The 22,409-nt window shown below is 65.7% G+C and carries 21 protein-coding genes; 14 read left to right on the forward strand and 7 right to left on the reverse strand.

Features of this window, described 5'->3' with window-relative positions; all coding sequences use genetic code 11:
* Positions 1–9: 9 nt before the first annotated feature.
* A complete protein-coding gene (locus AT699_RS08735; protein WP_006388421.1) occupies positions 10–408 on the reverse strand; it encodes a cupin domain-containing protein in 399 nt (132 codons plus the stop codon).
* A gap of 216 nt (positions 409–624) precedes the next feature.
* Between AT699_RS08735 and AT699_RS08740 the strand changes: the two genes are divergently transcribed.
* The 7 genes from AT699_RS08740 to AT699_RS08770 all read left to right on the forward strand — a co-directional run bounded on the left by AT699_RS08740 (position 625) and on the right by AT699_RS08770 (position 6,011).
* A complete protein-coding gene (locus tag AT699_RS08740; protein WP_024068238.1) occupies positions 625–1,404 on the forward strand; it encodes an SDR family NAD(P)-dependent oxidoreductase in 780 nt (259 codons plus the stop codon).
* Between the two features lie 10 nt (positions 1,405–1,414).
* Positions 1,415–2,176, forward strand: a complete 762-nt coding sequence (locus tag AT699_RS08745; RefSeq protein WP_006388423.1) for an ABC transporter ATP-binding protein — start codon at positions 1,415–1,417, stop codon at positions 2,174–2,176.
* On the forward strand, positions 2,176–2,868 hold the full coding sequence (locus AT699_RS08750) for an ABC transporter ATP-binding protein (RefSeq protein ID WP_024068239.1): 693 nt from the start codon (positions 2,176–2,178) through the stop codon (positions 2,866–2,868). The genes AT699_RS08745 and AT699_RS08750 overlap by 1 nt, the downstream gene beginning before the upstream one ends.
* A gap of 13 nt (positions 2,869–2,881) precedes the next feature.
* Positions 2,882–4,759 (forward strand): ABC transporter permease, encoded by a 1,878-nt coding sequence (locus AT699_RS08755; protein WP_024068240.1) that lies wholly within the window; start codon positions 2,882–2,884, stop codon positions 4,757–4,759.
* Complete coding sequence (locus tag AT699_RS08760; RefSeq protein ID WP_024068241.1) at positions 4,759–5,061, forward strand: Dabb family protein; 303 nt, start codon at positions 4,759–4,761, stop codon at positions 5,059–5,061. The genes AT699_RS08755 and AT699_RS08760 overlap by 1 nt, the downstream gene beginning before the upstream one ends.
* A gap of 81 nt (positions 5,062–5,142) precedes the next feature.
* The gene (locus AT699_RS08765) at positions 5,143–5,838 is read left to right on the forward strand and encodes a fumarylacetoacetate hydrolase family protein (protein WP_006388427.1); all 696 of its coding nucleotides are present in this window, start codon (positions 5,143–5,145) and stop codon (positions 5,836–5,838) included.
* A 41-nt stretch (positions 5,839–5,879) separates the two neighbouring features.
* Positions 5,880–6,011 (forward strand): entericidin A/B family lipoprotein, encoded by a 132-nt coding sequence (locus AT699_RS08770; RefSeq protein WP_006388428.1) that lies wholly within the window; start codon positions 5,880–5,882, stop codon positions 6,009–6,011.
* Between the two features lie 127 nt (positions 6,012–6,138).
* Here the strand turns inward: AT699_RS08770 and AT699_RS08775 are convergent, their stop codons facing one another.
* From AT699_RS08775 to AT699_RS08785, 3 genes are read right to left on the reverse strand one after another with little or no spacing between them, the layout of a single operon-like run.
* Positions 6,139–7,845 (reverse strand): PhoH family protein, encoded by a 1,707-nt coding sequence (locus AT699_RS08775; protein ID WP_024068242.1) that lies wholly within the window; start codon positions 7,843–7,845, stop codon positions 6,139–6,141.
* 58 nt (positions 7,846–7,903) lie between these two features.
* On the reverse strand, positions 7,904–8,368 hold the full coding sequence (locus AT699_RS08780; protein WP_006388430.1) for a peroxiredoxin: 465 nt from the start codon (positions 8,366–8,368) through the stop codon (positions 7,904–7,906).
* Entirely contained in the window at positions 8,368–8,829 is a 462-nt protein-coding gene (locus AT699_RS08785; RefSeq protein WP_006388431.1) for an Mth938-like domain-containing protein, read from the reverse strand. Before AT699_RS08785 ends, AT699_RS08780 begins: the two co-directional genes overlap by 1 nt.
* Positions 8,830–9,163: 334 nt before the next feature.
* On the opposite strand from AT699_RS08785, the gene alaC reads away from it, so the two are divergent.
* The 4 genes from alaC (at position 9,164) to AT699_RS08805 (ending at position 13,736) form a co-directional block, all read left to right on the forward strand.
* Positions 9,164–10,348 (forward strand): alanine transaminase, encoded by a 1,185-nt coding sequence (gene alaC / locus AT699_RS08790; protein WP_006388432.1) that lies wholly within the window; start codon positions 9,164–9,166, stop codon positions 10,346–10,348.
* Positions 10,349–10,522: 174 nt separating this feature from the next.
* Positions 10,523–11,827: a homoserine dehydrogenase gene (locus AT699_RS08795; protein ID WP_020924485.1), complete on the forward strand. Its 1,305-nt coding sequence runs from the start codon at positions 10,523–10,525 to the stop codon at positions 11,825–11,827.
* A 123-nt stretch (positions 11,828–11,950) separates the two neighbouring features.
* The gene (thrC, locus tag AT699_RS08800) at positions 11,951–13,360 is read left to right on the forward strand and encodes a threonine synthase (protein ID WP_006388434.1); all 1,410 of its coding nucleotides are present in this window, start codon (positions 11,951–11,953) and stop codon (positions 13,358–13,360) included.
* Positions 13,361–13,514: 154 nt separating this feature from the next.
* On the forward strand, positions 13,515–13,736 hold the full coding sequence (locus AT699_RS08805) for a YgdI/YgdR family lipoprotein (protein ID WP_006388435.1): 222 nt from the start codon (positions 13,515–13,517) through the stop codon (positions 13,734–13,736).
* A gap of 71 nt (positions 13,737–13,807) precedes the next feature.
* Here the strand turns inward: AT699_RS08805 and AT699_RS08810 are convergent, their stop codons facing one another.
* Positions 13,808–14,827 (reverse strand): class 1 fructose-bisphosphatase, encoded by a 1,020-nt coding sequence (locus AT699_RS08810; RefSeq protein WP_006388436.1) that lies wholly within the window; start codon positions 14,825–14,827, stop codon positions 13,808–13,810.
* 10 nt (positions 14,828–14,837) lie between these two features.
* Positions 14,838–17,543 carry an aminopeptidase N gene (pepN, locus tag AT699_RS08815; RefSeq protein ID WP_024068243.1) on the reverse strand — a complete coding sequence of 902 codons (2,706 nt, stop codon included), beginning with the start codon at positions 17,541–17,543 and terminating at the stop codon, positions 14,838–14,840.
* A gap of 152 nt (positions 17,544–17,695) precedes the next feature.
* Here pepN and AT699_RS08820 point away from each other — a divergent pair, with 152 nt between their 5' ends.
* Positions 17,696–18,334 (forward strand): DUF4136 domain-containing protein, encoded by a 639-nt coding sequence (locus AT699_RS08820; RefSeq protein ID WP_006388438.1) that lies wholly within the window; start codon positions 17,696–17,698, stop codon positions 18,332–18,334.
* Between the two features lie 86 nt (positions 18,335–18,420).
* Here the strand turns inward: AT699_RS08820 and AT699_RS08825 are convergent, their stop codons facing one another.
* Positions 18,421–18,807, reverse strand: coding sequence for an H-NS histone family protein (locus AT699_RS08825; RefSeq protein ID WP_006388439.1), 387 nt, complete (start codon positions 18,805–18,807; stop codon positions 18,421–18,423).
* Between the two features lie 782 nt (positions 18,808–19,589).
* On the opposite strand from AT699_RS08825, the gene tldD reads away from it, so the two are divergent.
* Both tldD and aroG read left to right on the forward strand, forming a co-directional pair.
* Positions 19,590–21,050 carry a metalloprotease TldD gene (gene tldD, locus AT699_RS08830; protein ID WP_024068244.1) on the forward strand — a complete coding sequence of 487 codons (1,461 nt, stop codon included), beginning with the start codon at positions 19,590–19,592 and terminating at the stop codon, positions 21,048–21,050.
* A gap of 269 nt (positions 21,051–21,319) precedes the next feature.
* On the forward strand, positions 21,320–22,393 hold the full coding sequence (gene aroG, locus AT699_RS08835; RefSeq protein ID WP_006388441.1) for a 3-deoxy-7-phosphoheptulonate synthase AroG: 1,074 nt from the start codon (positions 21,320–21,322) through the stop codon (positions 22,391–22,393).
* Positions 22,394–22,409: the final 16 nt, after the last annotated feature.

Below are 22,409 nucleotides of genomic sequence, written 5' to 3' on the forward strand. Positions count from 1 at the left end.
TTCCGGCGTCTATTCCAGCGTCTGGCCGGCGTAGGCGTCGATGAACAGATTGGGTTTCAGGAAGAAGCTCAGCACCAGCGCGCCGTGCGGCGCCCGCGCCACGTGGCGGTTGCCGCGCGGGCGCCAGACGTAGTCGCCGGCGCGCACTTCGCCTTCGGCATCGACGATCGAGCCTTCCAGCACGTAGGTCTGCTCGACCTCGACGTGCTCGTGCAGCGGCAGCTCGGTGCCCGGCTGCCAGCGGAACAGGGCGGTCAGCAGGCCGGACTCCTTGTCCTGCATCAGTACCTTCATGTCGATGCCTGCCACTTGCGTGGGTTTCCAGGGCAATTCATCCACTTTCAAAAAGCGCGATGCCAGCGGCGGCAGCGCGTTGGCCGCAGGGCAGCCAGGGGTTTCGAGGGCCATGATGTCTCCTAGCCAAAACTCGTTATGGAAGAAAAACTAAAAATCTTGTTATTGAGTGTTTAAAAATAGTCGCGTATATTGAGATTTATGTCAATCACGTTTTCCAGCAAGGAAAGCGGAGCGACATGGGCCGGGCCAGGGCGCGGCGACCTTCAGGATCCAATCCCGAAGGTCGCCCGGCGAGAGATCCGGCGCCTATAAAACAAGGAGACAAGCTTGAATCAGGACTATCTGGGCCAGGCCTTCGGGCTGGCCGGGCGCACCGCGCTGGTGACGGGGGCCGCGCGCGGACTGGGCTATGCGATTGCCGCCGGCCTGGGCCGGGCGGGGGCGCGCGTGATCATCAACGATCTGTCGCAGGCCGCCTGCGATGGCGCCTGCGAACGATTGGCCGCGGCCGGCATCACGGCGCGTAGCGCGGTGTTCGACGTGGCCGACGGCGCCGCCGTGGCGGCGGCCGTCGCGCAGCTGGAAGCCGATGGCGTGGCCATCGACGTGCTGGTCAGCAATGCCGGCAACCAGAACCGCAAACCGGTGGTCGAGATGACTCCGGCCGAGTGGCAGGCGCTGCAGAACGTCCACGTCAACGGCGCCTTCCATTGCGCCCGCGCGGTGCTGCCCGCCATGACGGCGCGCGGCTTCGGCCGCATCGTGCTGATGTCGTCGGTCGCGGGCCAGGCGACCATGCCCAACATCGCGGCCTACGCCACCGCCAAGGGCGCGATCGCGGCGTTCACCCGCGCGCTGGCGGTCGAGTATGGCGGCCAGGGCGTCACCTGCAATGCGCTGGCGCCGGGTTTCGTGCGCACCGACTTCACCCAGGGGCTGCAGGACAATCCGCAGTTCCAGGCGTTCCTGTCGACCGCGGTGCCGGCGGGACGCTGGGCCACGCCCGAAGACATCGCGCCGGCGGTGGTGTACCTGGCCTCGCCGGGCGCCGCGTTCGTCAACGGCCACGTGCTGGCCATCGACGGCGGCCTGCTGGCCCGCATGTAGGAGGACGGCCATGAGCACCCAAGCGGTTCTGTCCGCCCAGGGGTTGGTCAAGCGGTTCGGCGGCTTCAATGCCGTCGACGGCGTGTCCCTGGCCCTGCGGGAAGGTTCCATCCATGCCTTGATCGGCCCCAATGGCGCCGGCAAGACCACCTGCTTCAATCTGCTGACCAAGTTCCTGACGCCCGACCAGGGCACGATCCACTACCGCGGCCGCGACATCACCGCGCTGGCGCCGGAGCAGATCGCGCGCCTGGGCATCGTGCGCTCGTTCCAGATCTCGGCGGTGTTCCTGGGGCTGACCGTGCTGCAGAACATGCGCGTGGCGCTGATGCGCCAGCATGGCGACGGCATGCGGTTCTGGCGCAGCCGCCGCAGCGTCGATCGGCTCAACGACCAGGGCCTGGCCCTGCTGGAGGCCGTCGGCCTGGCGGGCCTGGCCGACACCACGGCGGCGCTGCTGCCCTACGGCCGCAAGCGCGCGCTGGAAATCGCCATGACGCTGGCCCTGGAACCCGAAGTGATGCTGCTGGACGAGCCGATGGCCGGCCTGGGCCAGGAAGACGTGGCCCGTATCGCGGCGCTGATCCGCCGGGTCTCGGCCAATCGCAGCATCCTGATGGTGGAGCACAACCTGTCGGTGGTGGCGGACCTGTCCGATTCCATCACGGTGCTGGCGCGCGGCGCGGTGCTGGCGCAGGGCGACTACGCCACGGTGTCGCGCGACGAGCGCGTCATTACCGCCTACATGGGCGCCGACGAGGGAGACGACTGATGCTGTCGATCAAGGACCTCAACGCCTGGTATGGCGAATCGCATGTGCTGCACGGCGTCGACATCGAGGTGCGGCGCGGCGAGCTGGTCACGATCCTGGGCCGCAATGGCGCCGGCAAGACCACCACGCTGCGCGCCGTCATGGGCATCCTGGACAAGCGCCGCGGCTCGATCCTCTTGAATGGCCAGGAAACCGTGGGCATGGCGCCGCACCGCATCCCGCGCCTGGGCGTGGTGTATTGCCCGGAGGAACGCGCGGTGTTCCGCAGCCTGGACGTGACCGAGAACCTGATGCTGCCGCCGCGCCTGGCCGACGGCGGCATGTCGCTGGACGAGATCTACGCCCTGTTTCCCAACCTGCGCGAACGCAGCGGCAGCTCCGGCGGCAACCTGTCCGGCGGCGAGCAGCAGATGCTGGCCATCGCCCGAATCCTGCGCACCGGCGCCCAGCTGATCCTGCTGGACGAGCCCACCGAAGGATTGGCGCCGGTGATCGTGCAGCAGATCGGGCAGGCCATCCGCACGCTCAAGGAGCGCGGCTTCACCATCGTGCTGGTCGAGCAGAATTTCCGCTTCGCCACCAAGGTGGCCGACCGCCACTACGTGATGGAGCATGGCCGCGTGGTCGACCAGTTGTCGGCGCAAGAGGCGCGCAACGATCCCGGGCGGATCGCGCGCCGCCTGGGTGTCTGAGGGGGAGAATCCTGTGTTCGAAATTTTCGGCGTGCCGTCCACGGCACTGTTCGGCCAGCTCCTGCTCGGCCTGATCAACGGTTCGTTCTACGCCTTGCTCTCGATCGGGCTGGCGGTGATCTTCGGTCTGTTGAACATCATCAACTTCGCCCATGGCGCGCAGTACACGGCGGGTGCGTTCCTGGCCTGGATGCTGCTGAACTACCTGGGGGTGAACTACTGGGCCGCGCTGGTGCTGGTGCCGCTCATCATGGCGGCGTTCGCCATCGTGGTCGAGCGCGTGCTGATCTCGCGCACCTACCGCATGGACCATCTGTACGGGCTGCTGCTGACCTTCGGTTTGGCCTTGCTGATCGAGGGCGGGCTGCGCCAGGCCTATGGGGTGTCGGGGCTGCCCTACACCATCCCCAAGGCGCTGACCGGCGGGGTCAACCTGGGTTTCATGTTCCTGCCCTGGTATCGCGGCTGGGCGGTGGTGGTGTCGCTGGTGCTGTGCCTGGCGGTATGGGTGCTGATCGAGAAGACCCGGGTCGGCGCCATGCTGCGCGCGGCCACCGAGAACCCGACCGTCGTGCGCTCGTTCGGCATCAACGTGCCGCTGCTGATCACGCTGACCTACGCGCTGGGCGTGGCGCTGGCCTCGGTGGCGGGCGTGATCGCCGCGCCCATCTACCAGGTCAGCCCGATGATGGGCTCGAACCTGGTGGTGGTGGTGTTCGCCGTGGTCGTGATCGGCGGCATGGGCTCCATCATGGGCGCCATCGTCAGCGGCTTCGGGCTGGGCATCATCGAGGGGCTGACCAAGGTGTTCTACCCGGAGGCCGCCAACCTGGCGATCTTCATCATCATGGTGCTGGTGCTGCTGTGCAAGCCGGCCGGCCTGTTCGGCAAGCCGTTGCAGGTGCAGAACGTGCTGGCGGCCGAAGCCACGCGCGAGCCGGTGCAGCTGGGCCGCCGCGCCATGCGCTGGTGCATGGCAGGCCTGGCCGTGGTGGCGCTGGCCGCGCCCTGGTTCGTCTATCCCACCTTCCTGATGAAGGTGCTGTGCTTCGCGCTGTTCGCCGCCGCCTTCAACCTGCTGGTGGGCTATGTCGGCCTGCTGTCGTTCGGCCATGCGGCCTTCTTTGGCGCGGCGGCCTACGCCACCGGCATCGTCATGAAGCTGCTGAGCGCGACGCCGGAACTGGGCCTGCTGGCCGGCGTGCTGACCGGCGGCCTGCTGGGGCTGGTGTTCGGCGCCATTGCGATCCGGCGCCAGGGCATCTACTTCGCCATGATCACGCTGGCGTTGTCGCAACTGGTGTACTTCATCGCGGTGCAGGCGGGCTTCACCGGCGGCGAGGACGGCCTGCAGAGCGTGCCGCGCGGCAAGCTGTTCGGCCTGTTCGACCTGGACAGCGTGATGCCGATGTACTACTTCACGCTGGCGGTGTTCGCGCTGGGCTACGCCTTCGTGCTGCGGGTGTTGAACTCGCCGTTCGGCGAGGTGATCCGTTCCGTGCGCGACAACGAGCAGCGTGCCCGCTCGCTGGGCTATTCGACTTCGCGCTACAAGCTGCTGGCCTTCACGCTGTCGGCCGCGGTCGCGGGGCTGGCCGGCGGGCTCAAGGTGCTGGTGTTCGGCGTGGCTTCGCTGACCGACGTGCATTGGCACGCCAACGGCGAAGTGGTGCTGATGGCGCTGCTGGGAGGCATCGGCACGGTGTTCGGGCCGCTTGCCGGCGCCTTCACCTTCGTCTCGCTGCAGAATTACCTGGCGCCGCTGGGTTCCTGGGTCTTAATCGTGCAAGGCGCCATTTTCATCCTCTGCGTCCTGCTGTTCCGCGACGGCATCATGGGACTGGTGTCCCGGGCCTGGCTGGCCGTCGCCCGTTCGAAAAAGGAGTCCTGATGTTCCTGCATGTCGTGATGCTGCAATTGTCCGGCGCCGCCGATGCGCGCTTCCATGACCGGGTGCAGGGGTACTGCGACCGCATCCTGGCCGAATGCGACGGGGTGGCCGGCTACGCCTTCCGGCCCAATCTGGCCAGCCGCGCGGACGGCCTGACCCACGCCGTGGTGGCGGCTTTCACCGATGCCTCCGCCCACGACCGCTACCAGGTGTCGCCCGCCCACCAGGAAATGAAGGTCTACATGGCGGATTTCATCGAACGCCTGGTGGTGTTCGACGGGGAAATCCCTACAATTTCCTGAATATTCGCGTTCCCGGAAAGGGATACACTCGCGGATGATTTTTGCCATCGGACCGTCCCACCCGTCATAGGTTGATAGATCATGGACTACGTATTGCCTCCCCAGCCGCTGACCGCGGTTCCCGTTGCCGGCAGCGCCGCGCTGTTTCCGGTGCGCCGCGTCTACTGCGTCGGCCGCAACTACGCCGAGCACGCCAAGGAAATGGGTTTCACCGGCCGTGAAGATCCGTTCTTCTTCTGCAAGCCCGCCGACGCGGTGCTGAGCGTGGCCGACGGCGAGACGGGCAAGATGCCGTACCCGCCCAAGACCTCCAACCTGCACTACGAAATGGAGCTGGTGGTGGTGCTGGGCAAGGGCGGCCGCGACATCCCCGTTGAAGAAGCCAACGACTGCGTCTGGGGCTATGCCCTCGGCCTGGACATGACGCGCCGCGACCTGCAGGGCGAGATGAAGAAGCAGGGCCGTCCCTGGGAAGTGGGCAAGGCCTTCGACCTGTCGGCGCCGCTGGGCCCGATCCATCCGCGCAGCGTGGTCGGCACGCTCGACAAGGGCGCCATCTGGCTCGACGTGAACGGCCAGCGCAAGCAGGCCAGCGATATCTCCCAGATGATCTGGAACGTGCCCGAAAGCATCGCCTACCTGTCGGGCCTGTTCGAGCTGCAACCGGGCGACATCATCTTCACGGGCACGCCGGAAGGCGTGGGCGCCGTGGTGCAGGGCGATGTCATCACCGGCGGCGTGGAAGGCCTGGGCGAACTCCGCGTCCAGATCGTTTAAAGTACGCCCCGGAACCGTTTCTTCACTTCAGGAGCGCCAGCATGCGCAGCAAGATCGTGCTGACCGCCTTCGTCGTGTTCGGCTTCGTACTCGCCGGTTGCAATACCGTGGCGGGCATGGGCAAGGACATGTCGCGGGCCGGCAACGCCATCACCAACGCCGCCGACAAGTAATCGTCCGACCCCGGTGATAAAAAAGCCCCTTGATCGCTCAAGGGGCTTTTTCTTTGGAGACGCCATCCCGGGGAGGCGGCGCCCGTCCACGGCAGTGGGCGCGGCGCGGAGACTCACCCGCGAGGGTTCACAACACGTCCCCGGCATAGTCCGCCAGGCGCGAGCGTTCGCCGCGCTGCAAGGTCACGTGGCCCGAGTGCGGCCAGCCCTTGAAGCGGTCGACCACGAACGTCAGGCCCGAGCTGCCTTCGGTCAGGTAGGGGGTGTCGATCTGGGCGATGTTGCCCAGGCAGATCACCTTGGTGCCGGGGCCGGCGCGGGTCACCAGCGTCTTCATCTGCTTGGGCGTCAGGTTCTGGGCCTCGTCGATGATCAGGTACTTGTTCAGGAAGGTGCGCCCGCGCATGAAGTTCAGCGACTTGACCTTGATGCGCGAACGGATCAGGTCCATGGTGGCGGCGCGCCCCCAGTCGCCATTGCCTTCGCCTTCGCCCATGTTCAGCACGTCGAGGTTGTCTTCCAGCGCTCCCATCCAGGGCAGCATCTTTTCTTCCTCGGTGCCGGGCAGGAAGCCGATGTCTTCGCCGACGGGCACCGTGACGCGGGTCATGATGATCTCGGTGTAGCGCTTGGTTTCCAGCACCTGCGTGATGCCGGCCGCCAGCGCCAGCAGCGTCTTGCCCGTGCCCGCCTGGCCCAGCAGCGACACGAAGTCGCATTCCGGGTTCATCAGCAGGTTCATGGCGAAGTTCTGCTCGCGGTTGCGCGCGGTGATGCCCCAGACGTTGTTCTTGCCGTGGGTGTAGTCACGCAGCGTCGCCAGCACCGCCATCTTGCCGCTGACCTCGCGCACCTGGGCATACAGGGGCATCTGGCCTTCGAAGTAGACGAACTGGTTGACCACGAACTGCGAACACAAGGGGCCGTGGATGCGGTAGAAGGTGGTGCCGCCCTGTTGCCAGGACTCGACGTCCTTGCCGTGCTTGTTCCAGAAGTCCTCGGGCAGCTGCATCACGCCCGAGTACATCAGGTCCGAGTCTTCCAGGACGTGGTCGTTGAAGTAGTCTTCCGCGGCCATGCCCAGCGCGCGCGCCTTCAGGCGCATGTTGATGTCCTTGGACACCAGCACGACTTCGCGCTGCGGGTATTTTTCCTGCAAGGCCCGCACCACGCCCAGGATCTGGTTGTCGGCCTTGCCCATGGGCAGGTCCGACGGCAGGGTGCTGTGGATGGCGGTGGTCTGGAACATCAGGCGCCCGGTGGCGTCCTTGTTGCCCAGCTTGGCCAGCTCCAGGCCGTCTTCGAGTTGGGTCGCGTCCTGCACCAGCGCGTCGAGCGAGCGGCTGACCTGGCGGGCATTGCGCGCCACTTCCGACATGCCCTTTTTCTGGTGGTCCAGCTCTTCGAGCGTCATCATCGGCAGGAAGATGTCGTGCTCTTCGAAGCGGAACAGCGAGCTGGGGTCGTGCAGCAGCACGTTGGTGTCCAGCACGAACAGCTTGCGCGGGGCGTTCTGGGCACGCGCCTTGGCGCGCTTGGCCGGGGCCGGCGCGGGTTTGGCCTGGCGGGCCTGGGGGCGCGGCGCCGGCGCGGCGGGCGGCGGGGGGGGAACCTGGCGGGCCGGGATCTGCGCCTTGCGGGCCGGCGAGCCGATACCGTCGAGTTCGGGCTGGACCAGCAGCTCGTCCTCGTCGTCTTCGGCCAGGACGGCCTGGGTATTGGTATTGGACCGCGCAGCGGCGGTCTTGGTCGTGCGGGCCTGCGCCCGGGCGTTATCGCCCGAGGGGAAGGTCAGGATGGCTGCGGGGCGGGTGGGCAACTTCGGAAGCGGCATATGCGTCACTCTCCAGTATGGGCCGGCTATGGCACCTGACGGGTATTCCTGTGCACGGCTAACCGATGCTCTTGGCGGCCTGCAGGACTTCCTTGGCGTGGCCCGGGACCTTCACCCCGCGCCACTCCTGCACCAGCACGCCATAAGCGTCGATCAGAAAGGTGCTGCGCTCGATGCCGCGCACCTGCTTGCCGTACATGTTCTTCTGCTTGATGACGCCGTACAGGTTGCACACGGTTTCGTCGGCGTCGGAGATGAGAGGGAAAGGAAGCTCGTACTTGGCCTTGAAGTTCTCGTGCGACTTCAGCGAATCGCGCGAGATTCCGACCACCACGGCGCTGGCCGACAGGAAGTCGGCGTGCAGGTCGCGGAAATCCTGGCTCTCGGTGGTGCAGCCAGGGGTGTTGTCCTTGGGGTAGAAATACAGGATCACGGCGCGACCCTGGCACTGCTCCAGGCTGATCGGCCCGATGGTGCTTTCAGCGGTGAACAGCGGGGCGGGCTTGCCGATGATGGGCATCATCATGTCTGGGGGTCTCCGTTGGGGGGGATGAGGGCGACGACCACGCGCCGGCCCTCCGCCATCAGGATGTTGTACGTGCGCGAGGCGGCGTGGGTGTCCATGATTTCGACGCCGATGCCGGCCGCCAACAGGGGACGCAGCACCTCGGGGCGCAGGAACTGTTGCCGGCCGCCCGTGCCGACCAGCAGCACTTCCGGCGCATTGGCCGGGCGGCTGGGGGTGGCTTCGGGTTCGTCCAGGAACGCCAACGGGTCGCGGACGGGTTCGGACAATCCGGCCGCCTGGCGCAAGAGGGTGGGGGTGATGTCGGCCGGCGACTGAACGGGCCAAGGGGTAACTTCGCCTTCGGGGCCAAAAGCGACCGAGGAGGAAAAACGTACCTGGTTGACCTCGATATAGCCATCACCATAAGCGGTGACGGTGTTCAGGGCGGCCGTCGCAGGATCGGTATGCAGCTTCAATAAATACTCCGGCTTTATGGTTCCGATAATAGCGCATCAGGATGGCCGTATGTTGCAAAGGGAATACCCCCACGCTTGACTCGTTGCGCTCGCGCTCCGCCGCCCCCGCGGGGGCTGCCCGCCCTTGGGGCGGCCCGGCGGGCGGGCATTTTTGCCACCAAATTCGCCATCAAGCAGGCCCTATTTTTGTTCCATTTGCCGCCCGGGCGTCCTTGCGCTAGATTACAGGGTTTTGCTGCGCCGCAAACCTGCGCTGGCGCGGCTTTTGAGCCCGTTTCCCCTTCGCGCGCCCGCGCCCTGGATTTTTGCCCCTTCGCCCCTAAGGATTCCCATCATGAGGAAGTTCTCTCGCATTGAGCGTTTGCCCCCGTACGTTTTCAACATTACCGGCGAGCTCAAGATGGCAGCCCGTCGGCGCGGCGAGGACATCATCGACATGTCGATGGGCAATCCGGACGGCGCCACTCCCAAGCACATCGTCGACAAGATGGTCGAGGCCACCACCCGCCCGACCACCCACGGCTACTCGGTATCCAAGGGCATCCCGCGCCTGCGCAAGGCCATCTGTGACTGGTACCAGCGCCGCTACGCGGTCGAGTTCGATCCCGATTCCGAAGCCATCGTCACCATCGGCTCCAAGGAAGGCCTGGCGCACCTGATGCTGGCCACCCTGGACCGTGGCGACACCGTGCTGGTGCCCAACCCCAGCTACCCGATCCACATCTACGGCGCGGTCATCGCCGGCGCCAACATCCGCTCCGTGCGCATGACGCCGGGCGTGGACTTCTTCGAGGAACTCGAGCGCGCCGTGCGCGAGTCGATTCCGAAGCCCAAGATGATGGTGCTGGGCTTCCCCAGCAACCCGACCGCCCAGTGCGTCGACCTGTCGTTCTTCGAGCGCGTGGTGGCCCTGGCCAAGGAACACGACATCCTGGTGGTGCACGACCTGGCCTACGCCGACATCACCTTCGACGGCTATGTCGCCCCCTCGATCATGCAGGTGCCCGGCGCGCGCGATGTCGCGGTCGAGTTCTTCACCATGAGCAAGAGCTACAACATGGCGGGCTGGCGCATCGGCTACATGGTCGGCAACCGCGAGCTGGTGGGCGCGCTGGCGCGCATCAAGAGCTATCACGACTACGGCACGTTCACGCCGATCCAGGTGGCCTCGATCGCCGCCCTGGACGGCCCGCAGGACTGCGTGAACGAGATCGTGGCGCAGTACCAAAGCCGCCGCGACGTGCTCGCGCGCGGTCTGCACGAAGCAGGTTGGAATGTGGAGATTCCCAAGGCGTCCATGTACATCTGGGCGCAGATCCCCGAACCCTACCGGGCGATGGGCTCTTTGGAGTTTGCCAAGCGTGTCCTGTCGGATGCGAAAGTGGCCGTGTCCCCCGGGATCGGCTTCGGCGAGTATGGCGACGAATACGTGCGCTTCGCTCTTATCGAAAACGAGCAGCGCACCCGCCAGGCGGTGCGCGGCATCAAGGACATGTTCCGCAAGGACGGCTATAGGTAAGGTCCCCCCCCGAAGGTAGGCCCACCCCCGAAGCGCCTGCGGACCGGCGGAGCCGGATCCGCGGCATCCCGATACGGGGGCAGCCGTTTTTTGCGTGGCTTGCGTGGCGTAGCGCCCGCATTATGGAGAAATGAAATGAATTCGCCTCAACGCCCGCCCGCGGAGGGCGCCGCGATGAATCCCATGAAAGTGGGCCTGCTCGGCCTGGGCGTGGTCGGCGGCGGCACCTGGACGGTGCTGTCGCGCAATGCGGAAGAGATCGCGCGCCGCGCCGGTCGCCGCATTGAAGTGACCCGCGCCGCCGTGCGCGACGTGCCCAAGGCGCGCGCCCGCGTCGGCGACACGCTGCCCGTGGACACCGACGTGCACGCGCTGGTGCGCGATCCCGAGATCGACATCGTGGTCGAGCTGATCGGCGGCGATACCCTGGCGCGCGAGCTGGTGCTGGAAGCCATCGCCAACGGCAAGCACGTGGTCACCGCCAACAAGGCGCTGCTGGCCAAGCACGGCAACGAGATCTTCGCCGCGGCCTCCGAGCGCGGCGTGATGGTGGCGTTCGAAGCCGCCGTCGCCGGCGGCATCCCCATCATCAAGGCCATCCGCGAAGGCCTGACCGCCAACCGCATCCAGTGGGTCGCCGGCATCATCAACGGCACCACCAATTTCATCCTGTCGGAAATGCGCTCGCGCGGCCTGCCGTTCGCCGACGTGCTGGCCGAGGCCCAGCGCCTGGGTTACGCCGAAGCCGATCCCACGTTCGACGTGGAAGGCGTCGACGCCGCGCACAAGCTGACGCTGCTGGCCTCGCTGGCCTTCGGCGTGCCGGTGCAGTTCGACCGCGCGTACATCGAAGGCATCTCGCAGCTGGCCGCCGAGGACATCGAGCACGCCGAGCGCCTGGGCTACCGCATCAAGCTGCTGGGCATCACCAAACGCCGCGCCGACGGCATCGAGCTGCGCGTGCATCCGGCGCTGGTGCCGGCCGAGCGCCTGCTGGCCAACGTCGAAGGCGCGATGAACGCGGTGCTGGTCAAGGGCGACGCCGTCGGCCCGACGCTGTACTACGGCCAGGGCGCCGGCGAAGAGCCGACCGCCTCGGCGGTGGTGGCCGACCTGGTCGACGTGACCCGCCTGCACACCGCCGATCCGGGCAACCGCGTGCCGCACCTGGCGTTCCAGCCGGACGCCATGGCCGACACGCCGATCCTGCCGATCGAGCAGGTCAGCACGTCGTACTACCTGCGCCTGCGCGTGGACGACCAGCCGGGCGTGCTGGCCGACATCGCGCGCCTCCTGGCCGACCGCTCCATCTCGATCGGCTCGATGATCCAGCAGCCTTCGCACATCGGCGGCGCGGACATCATCTTCCTGACGCATGAAGCGGTGGAAGGCAACGTCAACCAGGCCATCGAGCGCATCGAGGCCTTGCCCTTTGTCCGTTCCAAGGTCACGCGCCTGCGCGTGGAGCATTTGGTATGAGGAAGGCCCACCCCCGAAGCGCCCGCGGCGCCTCCCCCTCAAGGGGGCACCGGCGGCGGCCCGGCGGAGCCGGCTCCGCGCGGCCTGGCTTGGCGGGACGCAGTGCATTGTGGAGTCAATGACATGAACTACATTTCTACGCGGGGGGGCATGGCGCCCCTGCCGTTTTCCGACATCCTGCTCGAAGGGCTGGCGCCGGACGGCGGCCTGGCCGTGCCGGAACAGTTGCCGCAGATTTCGGCCGAGACGCTGGAATCGTGGCGCGGCCTGTCGTACGCCGACCTGGCGTTCGAAGTGCTGTCGCGCTTTGCCACCGACATCCCGGCCGAGGACCTGCGCCGCCTGACCCGCGCCGCCTACACCCCGCAGATCTTCAACAGCGAAGACATCGTCCCGCTGCGTCCGCTGAACGACGGCCTGTCGCTGCTGGGGCTGTCCGAAGGCCCGACGCTGGCCTTCAAGGACATGGCCATGCAGTTCCTGGGCCAGGTGTTCGAATACGTGCTGACCCGCCGCGGCACCACGCTCAACATCGTTGGCGCCACCTCCGGCGACACCGGTTCGGCGGCCGAATACGCGCTGCGCGGCAAACGCGGCGTGGCCGTGTTCATGCTGTCGCCGCACGGCCGCATGAGCGCGTTCCAGCGCGCCCAGATGTACTCGCTGCAGGACGAGAACATCCACAACATCGCGGTGCGCGGCGTGTTCGACGAAGCCCAGGACATCGTCAAGGCGCTGGCCGGCGACCTGGCTTTCAAGGCCAAGTACCGCCTGGGCGCGGTCAACTCGATCAACTGGGCGCGCATCGCCGCCCAGGTGGTGTACTACTTCCACGGCTGGCTGCGCGCCACCGACAAGCCGGGCCAGCAGGTCTCGTTCACGGTGCCCTCGGGCAACTTCGGCAACATCCTGTCGGGCCACATCGCCCGCGGCATGGGCCTGCCGGTGCGCCGCCTGGTGCTGGCCACCAACGAGAACAACGTGCTGGAAGAGTTCTTCCGCACTGGCATCTACCGTCCGCGCCCGGCCGAACAGACCTACGCCACCTCCAGCCCGTCGATGGACATTTCGCGCGCCTCGAACTTCGAGCGCTTCGTGTTCGACCTGGTGGGCCGCGACGCCGGCCGCGTCAAGGCGCTGTGGGCCGACATGGCGCGCGATGGTTTCTTCGACCTGTCGGCGCTCAAGCCGCAATTCGAGGCGCAGTACGGCTTCGTCTCGGGCGCCAGCACGCACGAAGACCGCCTGGCCACCATCCGTTCGCTCTACGACGAGACCGGCGTGCTGGTCGATCCGCACACCGCCGACGGCGTCAAGGTCGCGCGCGAGCACGTCGAACCCGGCGTGCCGATGCTGGTGCTGGAAACCGCCTTGCCGGCCAAGTTCTCGGAAACCATCGAGGCCGCGCTGGGCCGTCCGGCCACGCCGCCTGGCAACCTGGCCAACCTGGAATCCTTGCCGCAGCGCGTCGAAGTCATGGACTGCGATGCCGCCGCCGTGCGCCGCTACATCGAGGCGCACGCCAAGGTGTAAAGGCAGCTTGCGGTTGTATGGGGTTGCAACCCCTCGCCGGTGTGAACCGCGAGGGGTTTTTTACGTTCATACGCATTTTGGCCACATGCCGTCACTTTTTCCGGGCGGTCATCCGATAAAGTGAATTCACCATTCACAATCGGAGAACACGCCCATGAATCTGAAGACCATGACGTTGGCCCTGGTGGTGACCGGAGTAGGGGTGCTGGCCGGATGCTCGTCGCCCTCGGTTATTCAGCAACGGGACGGGACCTCGACCGTGACGCCCGACGAGCCGACCTACGACAAGAAGTCCGGCATGTACGAATACGACAAGGACGGCAAGAAGGTCCAGATCAACAAGGACGACGTGAAGTCCATCGAAGAGGTCAAGTAACCCCTTCGCGGGATCTGGATGAAAAAAGCCCCGGCTCAGGCCGGGGCTTTTCGTTTGGCCGCGTGCGTGGCTTACTTGCCCGCGTCCTCGGCGTGGTAGCGGCCCACGCGCTCGACTTCGTTCTTCGAGCCCAGGATCACGCTGACGCGCTGGTGCAGCTTTTCCGGCTGGATGTCCATGATGCGCTGGGTGCCGTTGATGGAGGCGCCGCCGGCCTGTTCGATGAGGAAGCTCATGGGGTTGGCTTCGTACATCAGGCGCAGCTTGCCGGCCTTGCCCGGCTCGCGCGCGTCCCAGGGGTACATGAAGATGCCGCCGCGGGTCAGGATGCGATGCACGTCGGCCACCATCGAGGCGATCCAGCGCATGTTGTAGTCCTTGCCCAGGGGGCCGGTGGAGCCGGCCAGGCAGTCGTCGATGTAGCGCTTGACCGGGGCGGCCCAGTGGCGCATGTTCGACATGTTGATGGCGAATTCCTTGGTGTCCTCCGGCACGCGGATGTTCTCGTGGGTCAGCACCCACGAGCCCATTTCGCGGTCCAGCGTGAAGCCGACCACGCCGTTGCCGATGGTCAGCACCAGCATGGTCTGCGGGCCGTAGACGGCATAGCCGGCCACCACCTGCTTGTTGCCCGGCTGCAGGAAGTCGGCCTCACAGACCGGCGCGCCCGACACGTTGTGAGGAGCGTGCAGCACCGAGAAGATGGTGCCGATCGACACGTTCACGTCGATGTTCGACGAGCCGTCCAGCGGATCGAACAGCAGCAGGTATTCGCCCTTGGGGTAGCGGTTCGGAATCAGGTGGATGGTCTCCATCTCTTCCGAGGCCATGGCCGCAAGATGGCCGCCCCATTCGTTGGCTTCGAGCAGGATCTCGTTGGACAGCACGTCCAGCTTCTTCTGCACTTCGCCCTGCACGTTCTCGCTTTCGAGGCTGCCCAGGACGCCGCCGAGCGCGCCCTTGCTGACCGCGTGGCTGATCGCCTTGCAGGCGCGCGCCACGACTTCGATGAGCAGCCGCACTTCGGGGGCCAGGGCCTGCGCGGAGCGTTGCTGCTCCACCAGGTATTGGGTAAGTGTTTTACGTTTCAAGAGGTTCTCCCTATGCTGCGAATTCTAAAGCCTTGGATACGATTTCCTGCACGTTGCGCGACAGCCCCTCGTGGCCGCGCACCCGCTGCAGGGCTTCCTGCATGGGGCCGCGCAGGGCGGGCACGTAGCGCGACCAGTTGTCCAGGGCGCGCGCCAGGCGCGCCGCGATTTCGGGATTGAGCGCATCCAGCGCCAGCACCTGCTCGGCCCAGAAGGCGTAGCCCGATCCATCCGGATGGTGCATGCCGCGGGCGTTGTTCAGGCAGAACTGGAAAATCAGCGCGCGCGCCCGGTTGGGATTGCGCAGCGTGAAGGCCGGGTGCGTCATCAGCTCGCGCGCGGTTTGCACCGTGGTGTAGCGCGCCGCGGCCTGCAACGCGAACCACTTGTCCACCACCAGCGCGTTGTCGCGCCACTTGTCGTAGAACGCGGCCAGCGCCTGTTGCGGGAAATCGCCCTGGCCGTAGTTGATCAGGGCCGACAGCGCCGCCATGCTGTCGGTCATGTTGCCGGCGTGCTCGTATTGCTGCTCGGCCAGGCGCTGCGCCTCGTGCTCGCCGGCCGCCATCAGATGGCTGAGCGCCAGGTTCTTCATCGCGCGCTTGCTGGCCGGCACTGGCGCGGGGCTGTATGCGCCCGGCGTCTGGTTGTCATCGAAGGCCTGGCGGAATTCGGCCGCCAACTGCCGGCCCAGCTCGGCGCGCAGGAAGTCGCGCGCCACCGCCAGCGCCGGCGGATCAACGGCCTGCATGCGTTCGGCCAGCGTCTTTTCCGACGGCAGCGCCAGGGCGCGGGCGCGGTAGGCGGCATCCAGCGCCGGGTCGATCAACAGCGCGCGCCAGGCGGCGATGAAGGCCGGGGCGGCGTGCAGCGTGCGGCCGGCCTGGCGCGCCTCGGCCAGCGCCAGGATCTGGCGGGTGGCCAGTTCCTGGCCGGCTTCCCAGCGCGCGAAGGGGTTGCCGTCGTGGGCCGACAGCAGCGCCAGTTCCTCGTCGCTCCAGTCGTAATCGACGATCACCGGCGCGGAAAAATCGCGCAGCAGCGAAGGCACTGGCATCTCGTCGATGCCGTCGAAATGCCATTGCTGGGTCTGCGTGGTCAGCTCCAGCAGCGCCGTGTCACGCTCCACGCCGTCGAGCCGCAGGGGCAGGGCGCGGCCATGGCGGTCCAGCAGGCCGATGGCGAACGGGATGTGGTACGGCGCCTTGACGAAGCCGGCGGGGGCCTTCTTCTCGACGCCGACCGGCTGGCATTCCTGCGACAGCGTCACGGTGCAGCGGCGCGCCGCGGCGTCGTGCGTCAGCTTGACCGTCACGCGCGGCGTGCCCGCCTGGCGGTACCAGTTGCGGAACACCGACAGATCACGGCCCGGGTGCTGGCGCGTGTAGACCGATTCCATGGCGGCGACGAAGTCATCGCAGGTCACGGCCTGGCCGTCGTGGCGGCGGAAATACTCGTCCATGCCGGCGCGAAAGCCCGCCTCGCCCAGCAGCGTGTGCTGCATGCGGATGACTTCGGCGCCTTTCTCGTACACCGTGGCGGTATAGAAATTGCCGATTTCCTGGTAGCTGTCGGGGCGGATCGGGTGGGCCATCGGGCCCGCGTCCTCGGGGAACTGCGCCGCGCGCAGCGTCACCACGTCGTCGATGCGCTTGACCGCGCGGGCGCTGGCGGCAGCGGCCTCGTCCATGTCCTGCGCCATCATGTCGGCGCTGAATTCCTGGTCGCGGAAGACCGTCAGGCCTTCCTTCAGGCTCAACTGGAACCAGTCGCGGCAGGTGACGCGGTTGCCGGTCCAGTTGTGGAAGTACTCGTGGCCGATGACCGATTCGATGCCTTCGTAGTTGGCGTCCGTGGCGGTATCCGCGTCGGCCAGCACGTAGGCGGCATTGAAAATGTTCAGACCCTTGTTCTCCATCGCGCCCATGTTGAAGTCATGGACGGCCACCACCATGAAGCGGTCCAGGTCGAGTTCCAGGCCGAAGCGGGTTTCGTCCCAGCGCAGCGCGCGCACCAGGGAATCCAGCGCCCATTCGGTCTTGGTCTCGGCGCCCGGGTCGCTGTAGACCTGCAACAACACGTCGCGGCCGCTGGCTGTCTTGACCGTGGTTTCGCGGTGGGTCAGGTTGCCGCCCACCAGGGCGAACAGGTAGCAGGGCTTGGGGAACGGATCTTCCCATTCAACCTCGTTGCGGCCGTCGGGCAGTTGGCGCGAGGCCACCAGGTTGCCGTTGGACAGCAGTACCGGGTAGGCCGGCGCGGCGCGCAAGGTCACGCGATAGCGCGACATGACGTCGGGACGGTCGGCGAACCAGGTGATGCGGCGAAAGCCCTCGGCCTCGCATTGCGTGAAGAAATTGCCGCCCGAAACGTACAGGCCCATCAGCGTGGAGTTGGCCGAGGGTTTGCAGCGGCTGACGATCTCGACGGTGGCCTCGGCGGGCAGGCCGTACAGCGCCAGGCTGTGTTCGGACAGGTGGTAGCGGTCGGGGGGCAGCGCCTGGCCATCCACCGCTACCGAAACGAGTTCCAGCTCTTCGCCATCGAGCACCAGCGCGGCGTCGGCGCTGGCCTCGGCTTTGCGCCGGACCTGCATGACGCAGCGGACTTCGGTGCTGTCGGGCGCGAGATCGAAGGCGAGGGAAACCTGCGGGATGTCGTAGGGGTAGGGCTGGTAATCCTTGCGGTATACGGTAACGGGCGTGTCGGTGCGCATGGGATTGCAGTCCTGTATGAACGAGAGTCCTATTGTAGTGGCTGGGTCGGCGGGCGCAGGGCTGCAAGGCGTCGCAAGGCGTAAACTTTCCACGGGCCGCGCGGTCCAAGCTCAGTATGATGGGCGCCGTTGCGCGCGATGAGGAGTTGCAAATGTTCCGTTCTTTCCCGTTCAATACCGGCCGCTGGGCGGCCGTCCTGGCCGTATTCGGGGCACTGGTGCTGAGCGGATGCGCCACCCCCACCGTATCGGCGCGCGTCACCTCGTTCCAGCAATGGCCTGCCGGGGTCGAAGGCCAGACTTACCAATTCGTGCCGGCCGAGCCGTCGCAGGCCAATAACCTCGAATACCAGTCCTACCAGGACATGGTTCGCGCCGGTATCGGCGCCACCGGACTGGTGGAAGCCCAGGGCGGCGCCAAGGCCCGTTTCAATGTCTCGTTCCGTTATGGCACGACGCAGACGCAGGTCATGGTGCGGCGCCCGTACGATCCGTATTTCAATGGCGGTTACGGTTATGGCGGTTTCTACGGCCCGCGTCCCTGGGGTGGTTACTACGGCTACTGGGGCCCCGAATGGGTCGACGTGCCCGTGGTGGCCCAGCGCAATACGCTCACGCTGCAGATCCACGACAGCCAGCGGGGCGGGGCCGAAGTCTATCGGTCCAGCGCTTTCATACTCAGCGAGCAGGACAATTTCATGCGCATGATGCCCTATCTGGTTCGTGCAATATTTGACAACTTTCCAGGAAATAATGGCGCCGAGCGCGAAATCCAATTCCCGGTTCAGTAAATTCCGGCAGCCCGCAAGGGTTGTTCGAAAATAAAAAAGGCGCACCATTTTGGTGCGCCTTTATTTTTCTTACTGAAAGATAGGTTTTATTCTTTGATAAGAAAACTGTCGCGCGTGGCCCCCGCGGCTTCTTCCGCGGCGAGCCAGCGAGGCGCCTTGCCGCGGCCGCTCCAGGTCTCCCCGGTCTGGGGATGACGGTACTTGGGCGCAACGGCGCGTTTGGCGGCGTTGGCGGGGCGGGCGGCGGCGCCGGTCTTGCGGCGACCACCGCTGCTGGCGGTGCGAACGGATTTGCCAGCACCAAAGGCGGCGGCAATTTCTTCGGGCGTGATGTCGTACTCGCGCATCGAGGTGATGATCGAAGCGATCACCGGCTTGCGACGCTTGGTCTGGAGGACTTCAGCCTTCTTTTGGAGCTTGTTGATTTCCTTTTCGATCTTTGCTTGCAGAGCTGCGTAGGTTTCTCGGGCCATGGTTATTCCTGATTATGGAACTGCTTTAATCGCCGGCGGAGTTATGTTTATTTGTTGTGCCTCGCATAATACAGAAGTTACCGAGCCATTGCCGCAGTTTCGGACTAATTACTTTGTATCAAAACCGCCTGAGAGCGTTCAGTCTTGCGGCTTCCGGCCTGGAACAAGTATTGGGAATGATATTCCCAAATTTGGGACTAATTGAAACAAGATAGTCTTTGGTTCACAGGGCGGACGAATGCTGCCGGTCGGGCGCCGAATTGCACGGTTTTGTTTCACGAAGCGAGCGGATGGGAAGGGAATCGGTATTTTTCGCGGTAACGGAACACGCCTGGCCAGGGTTTGGCAAACTCCGCGGATGAGGAATGTGCGTGGCAAATCAGTGGTAGGACGACATGGATACCGTGGCATATTCGCGGGATTTGGCCAGGGTATGCGGATTTTCATTCCCATCCTGCGAGAATGGTATGCGTGCCCCCTTGCGCCGTGTATTTTCCCGGGTGTTCATTTTGTCGTTGGGTTGTATGACAAGTTTTTGATCCAAGCGCGGCAGGCCGATTTGGCGCGTCCGGACGGCGACGGAGCCGCCGGCGTCCGGGTCGTGCCGGGGGCTTTCTTATTTTGTGCCGCGAGTCCGCAACAGTTTGGGAACAGTCCCCAATTGGTTAACTTGATAGACAATATTCGCGGCCCGGGACGCCGGACCCGTGTCGGCGTTACGATAGAGGCTTGCGTGTCACGGCTGCCGCGTTTTCCGCGCCTGCGCCCCCAAACAGAGTCCTATGAAAATCATCGATCCCGCTATTGCATCCCTGGCCACCGCCAAATCGCTGTTGCTCGACCCCTGGGGGCTGACCGAGGCCGACATGGCGCGCGCGCTCGGCGAAATCTTCACCCACAAGGTCGACTATGCCGACCTGTACTTCCAATACACCCGCAGCGAAGGCTGGAGCCTGGAAGAGGGCATCGTCAAGACCGGCAGCTTCTCCATCAGCCAGGGCGTCGGCGTGCGCGCCTTGAGTGGCGAGAAAACCGCGTTTGCCTATTCCGATTCGCTGTCGCCCGAGGCGCTGCTGTCGTCGGCCCACGCGGTGCGCGGCATCGCCCGCCGCGGCGCCGGCAAGGTCAAGGTCGCGGCGCAGGTCGAAGCCGAGATGGGCCGCAGCCTGTATGCGGACATCGATCCGGTGGCCACGCTGAGCGCCCCCGAGAAGGTCGCCTTGCTTGAACGCATCGAACGCATGGCGCGGGCCCGCGACCCGCATGTGATCCAGGTCATGGCCGGCCTGGGCGCCGAGTACGACGTGGTGCTGGTGGCCGGCAGCGATGGCCGCCTGGCCGCCGACGTGCGGCCGCTGGTGCGCCTGTCGCTGACCGTGATCGCCGAGCGCAACGGCCGGCGCGAAATGGGCCATGCGGGCGGCGGCGGCCGGCTGGGGCTGGCATATTTCACCGACGAAATGCTGCAGGGCTACGTCGAGCGCGCCGTGCACGAAGCCATGGTCAACCTGGAAGCCCGTCCCGCGCCCGCGGGCGAAATGACGGTGGTGCTGGGGTCGGGCTGGCCCGGCATCCTGCTGCACGAAGCGGTCGGCCATGGCCTGGAAGGCGACTTCAACCGCAAGGGCTCCAGCGTGTTCTCGGGCCGTATCGGTGAACGCGTCGCGTCCAAGGGCGTGACCGTGGTCGACGACGGCACCATCCCCGACCGCCGCGGTTCGCTCAACATCGACGATGAGGGCAACGCCACCCAGCGCAACGTCCTGATCGAAGACGGCATCCTGCGCGGCTACATGCAGGACACCCTGAATGCGCGACTGATGAAGACCGCGGCCACCGGCAACGGCCGCCGCGAATCGTTCGCGCACCTGCCGATGCCGCGCATGACCAACACCTACATGCTGGCCGGCGACAAGGCGCCAGAGGAAATCATCTCGTCCGTCAAGCGCGGCCTGTACGCGGTCAATTTCGGCGGTGGCCAGGTCGACATCACCAACGGCAAGTTCGTGTTCTCGGCCTCCGAGGCCTACATGATCGAGGACGGCAAGGTGACGTATCCGGTCAAGGGCGCCACGCTGATCGGCAACGGCCCCGATGCCATGACCCGCGTCACCATGATCGGCGACGACCTGAAACTGGATTCGGGCGTGGGCACCTGCGGCAAGGATGGCCAGAGCGTGCCGGTGGGCGTGGGCATGCCGACCGTCCGCATGGAAGGCCTGACGGTGGGCGGCACCGCGTGAAATGGGGCGCCGTCCGCCGCTGAAATCCGGCGTGACGGCTCCAAAATTTTGTGCTAGAGTCTTTTCCCATGAAATTCGCGTCCCCCGCCTTTTACTTTTACTTTTATGGTTTTCTGAAGCCGCTGGCGGAGGAAGGGACGCGCTCAATCTGAAGTTTGGAAAGAATCCCCCCAAAAAAGCCGCCAGCGAACTGGCGGCTTTTTTTGTGCCGTCAGCTTGAGGAACACCCCGGGACCGATCCCGGTGGCGGGAAACCCAGGAGCAGTACCGTGTCACACAATACCGACGACCTTCGCATCCGAGAAATCAAAGAGCTGAATCCGCCCGCGCACGTGATGCGCGAGTTCGCCTGCACCAAAGAGGCCTCCGACACCGTGTTCGCCGCCCGCCAGTCGATGCACCGCATCCTGCATGGCATGGACGACCGCATGATCGTCGTGATCGGCCCGTGTTCGATCCACGACACCCGCGCGGCGATCGAATACGCGAAACGGCTCAAGCCGGTGCGCGACCGTCTGAGCGCGGATCTGGAAATCGTCATGCGCGTGTATTTCGAGAAGCCGCGCACCACGGTCGGTTGGAAAGGCCTGATCAACGATCCGGACCTGGACGGCAGCTTCGACATCAACAAGGGCGTGCGCGTGGCGCGCGAACTGCTGCTGGACATCAACAGCCTGGGCCTGCCGGCGGGGTGCGAGTTCCTGGACATGATTACGCCGCAATACATTGCGGACCTGGTTTCCTGGGGGGCGATCGGGGCGCGCACGACGGAGAGCCAGGTGCATCGCGAACTGGCGTCCGGATTGTCGTGTCCGGTGGGTTTCAAGAATGGCACCGACGGCAATGTGAAGATCGCGGTCGATGCGATCAAGGCGGCGTCGCAGCCGCACCACTTCCTGTCGGTGACCAAGGGCGGGCATTCGGCCATCGTCTCGACGGCGGGCAACGAAGACTGTCACGTCATCCTGCGCGGCGGCAAGACGCCGAACTACGATGCCGCCAGCGTCGACGCGGCCTGCCAGGACATGTCCAAGGCCGGCCTGGCGCAACGCGTGATGGTCGATGCCAGCCACGCCAACAGCAGCAAGAAGCCCGAGAACCAGCCGCTGGTGATCGAGGACGTGGCGCGCCAGATGGAAGCCGGCGACGCGCGCCTGGTCGGCGTGATGGTCGAAAGCCACCTGCTGGGCGGCCGCCAGGACATGGTGCCGGGCACGCCGCTGGTCTACGGCCAGAGCATCACCGACGGCTGCATCGACTGGGATGCGTCGGTGGCCGTGCTCGAGCGCCTGGCCCATGCCGTGCGTGAACGCCGCCGCGTCGCGCTGACCTCCGGCAAATAAGGCAGGATTGCCGCAA

Origin of the sequence: Achromobacter xylosoxidans (assembly GCF_001457475.1) — a bacterium.
Classification (GTDB): domain Bacteria; phylum Pseudomonadota; class Gammaproteobacteria; order Burkholderiales; family Burkholderiaceae_B; genus Achromobacter; species Achromobacter xylosoxidans.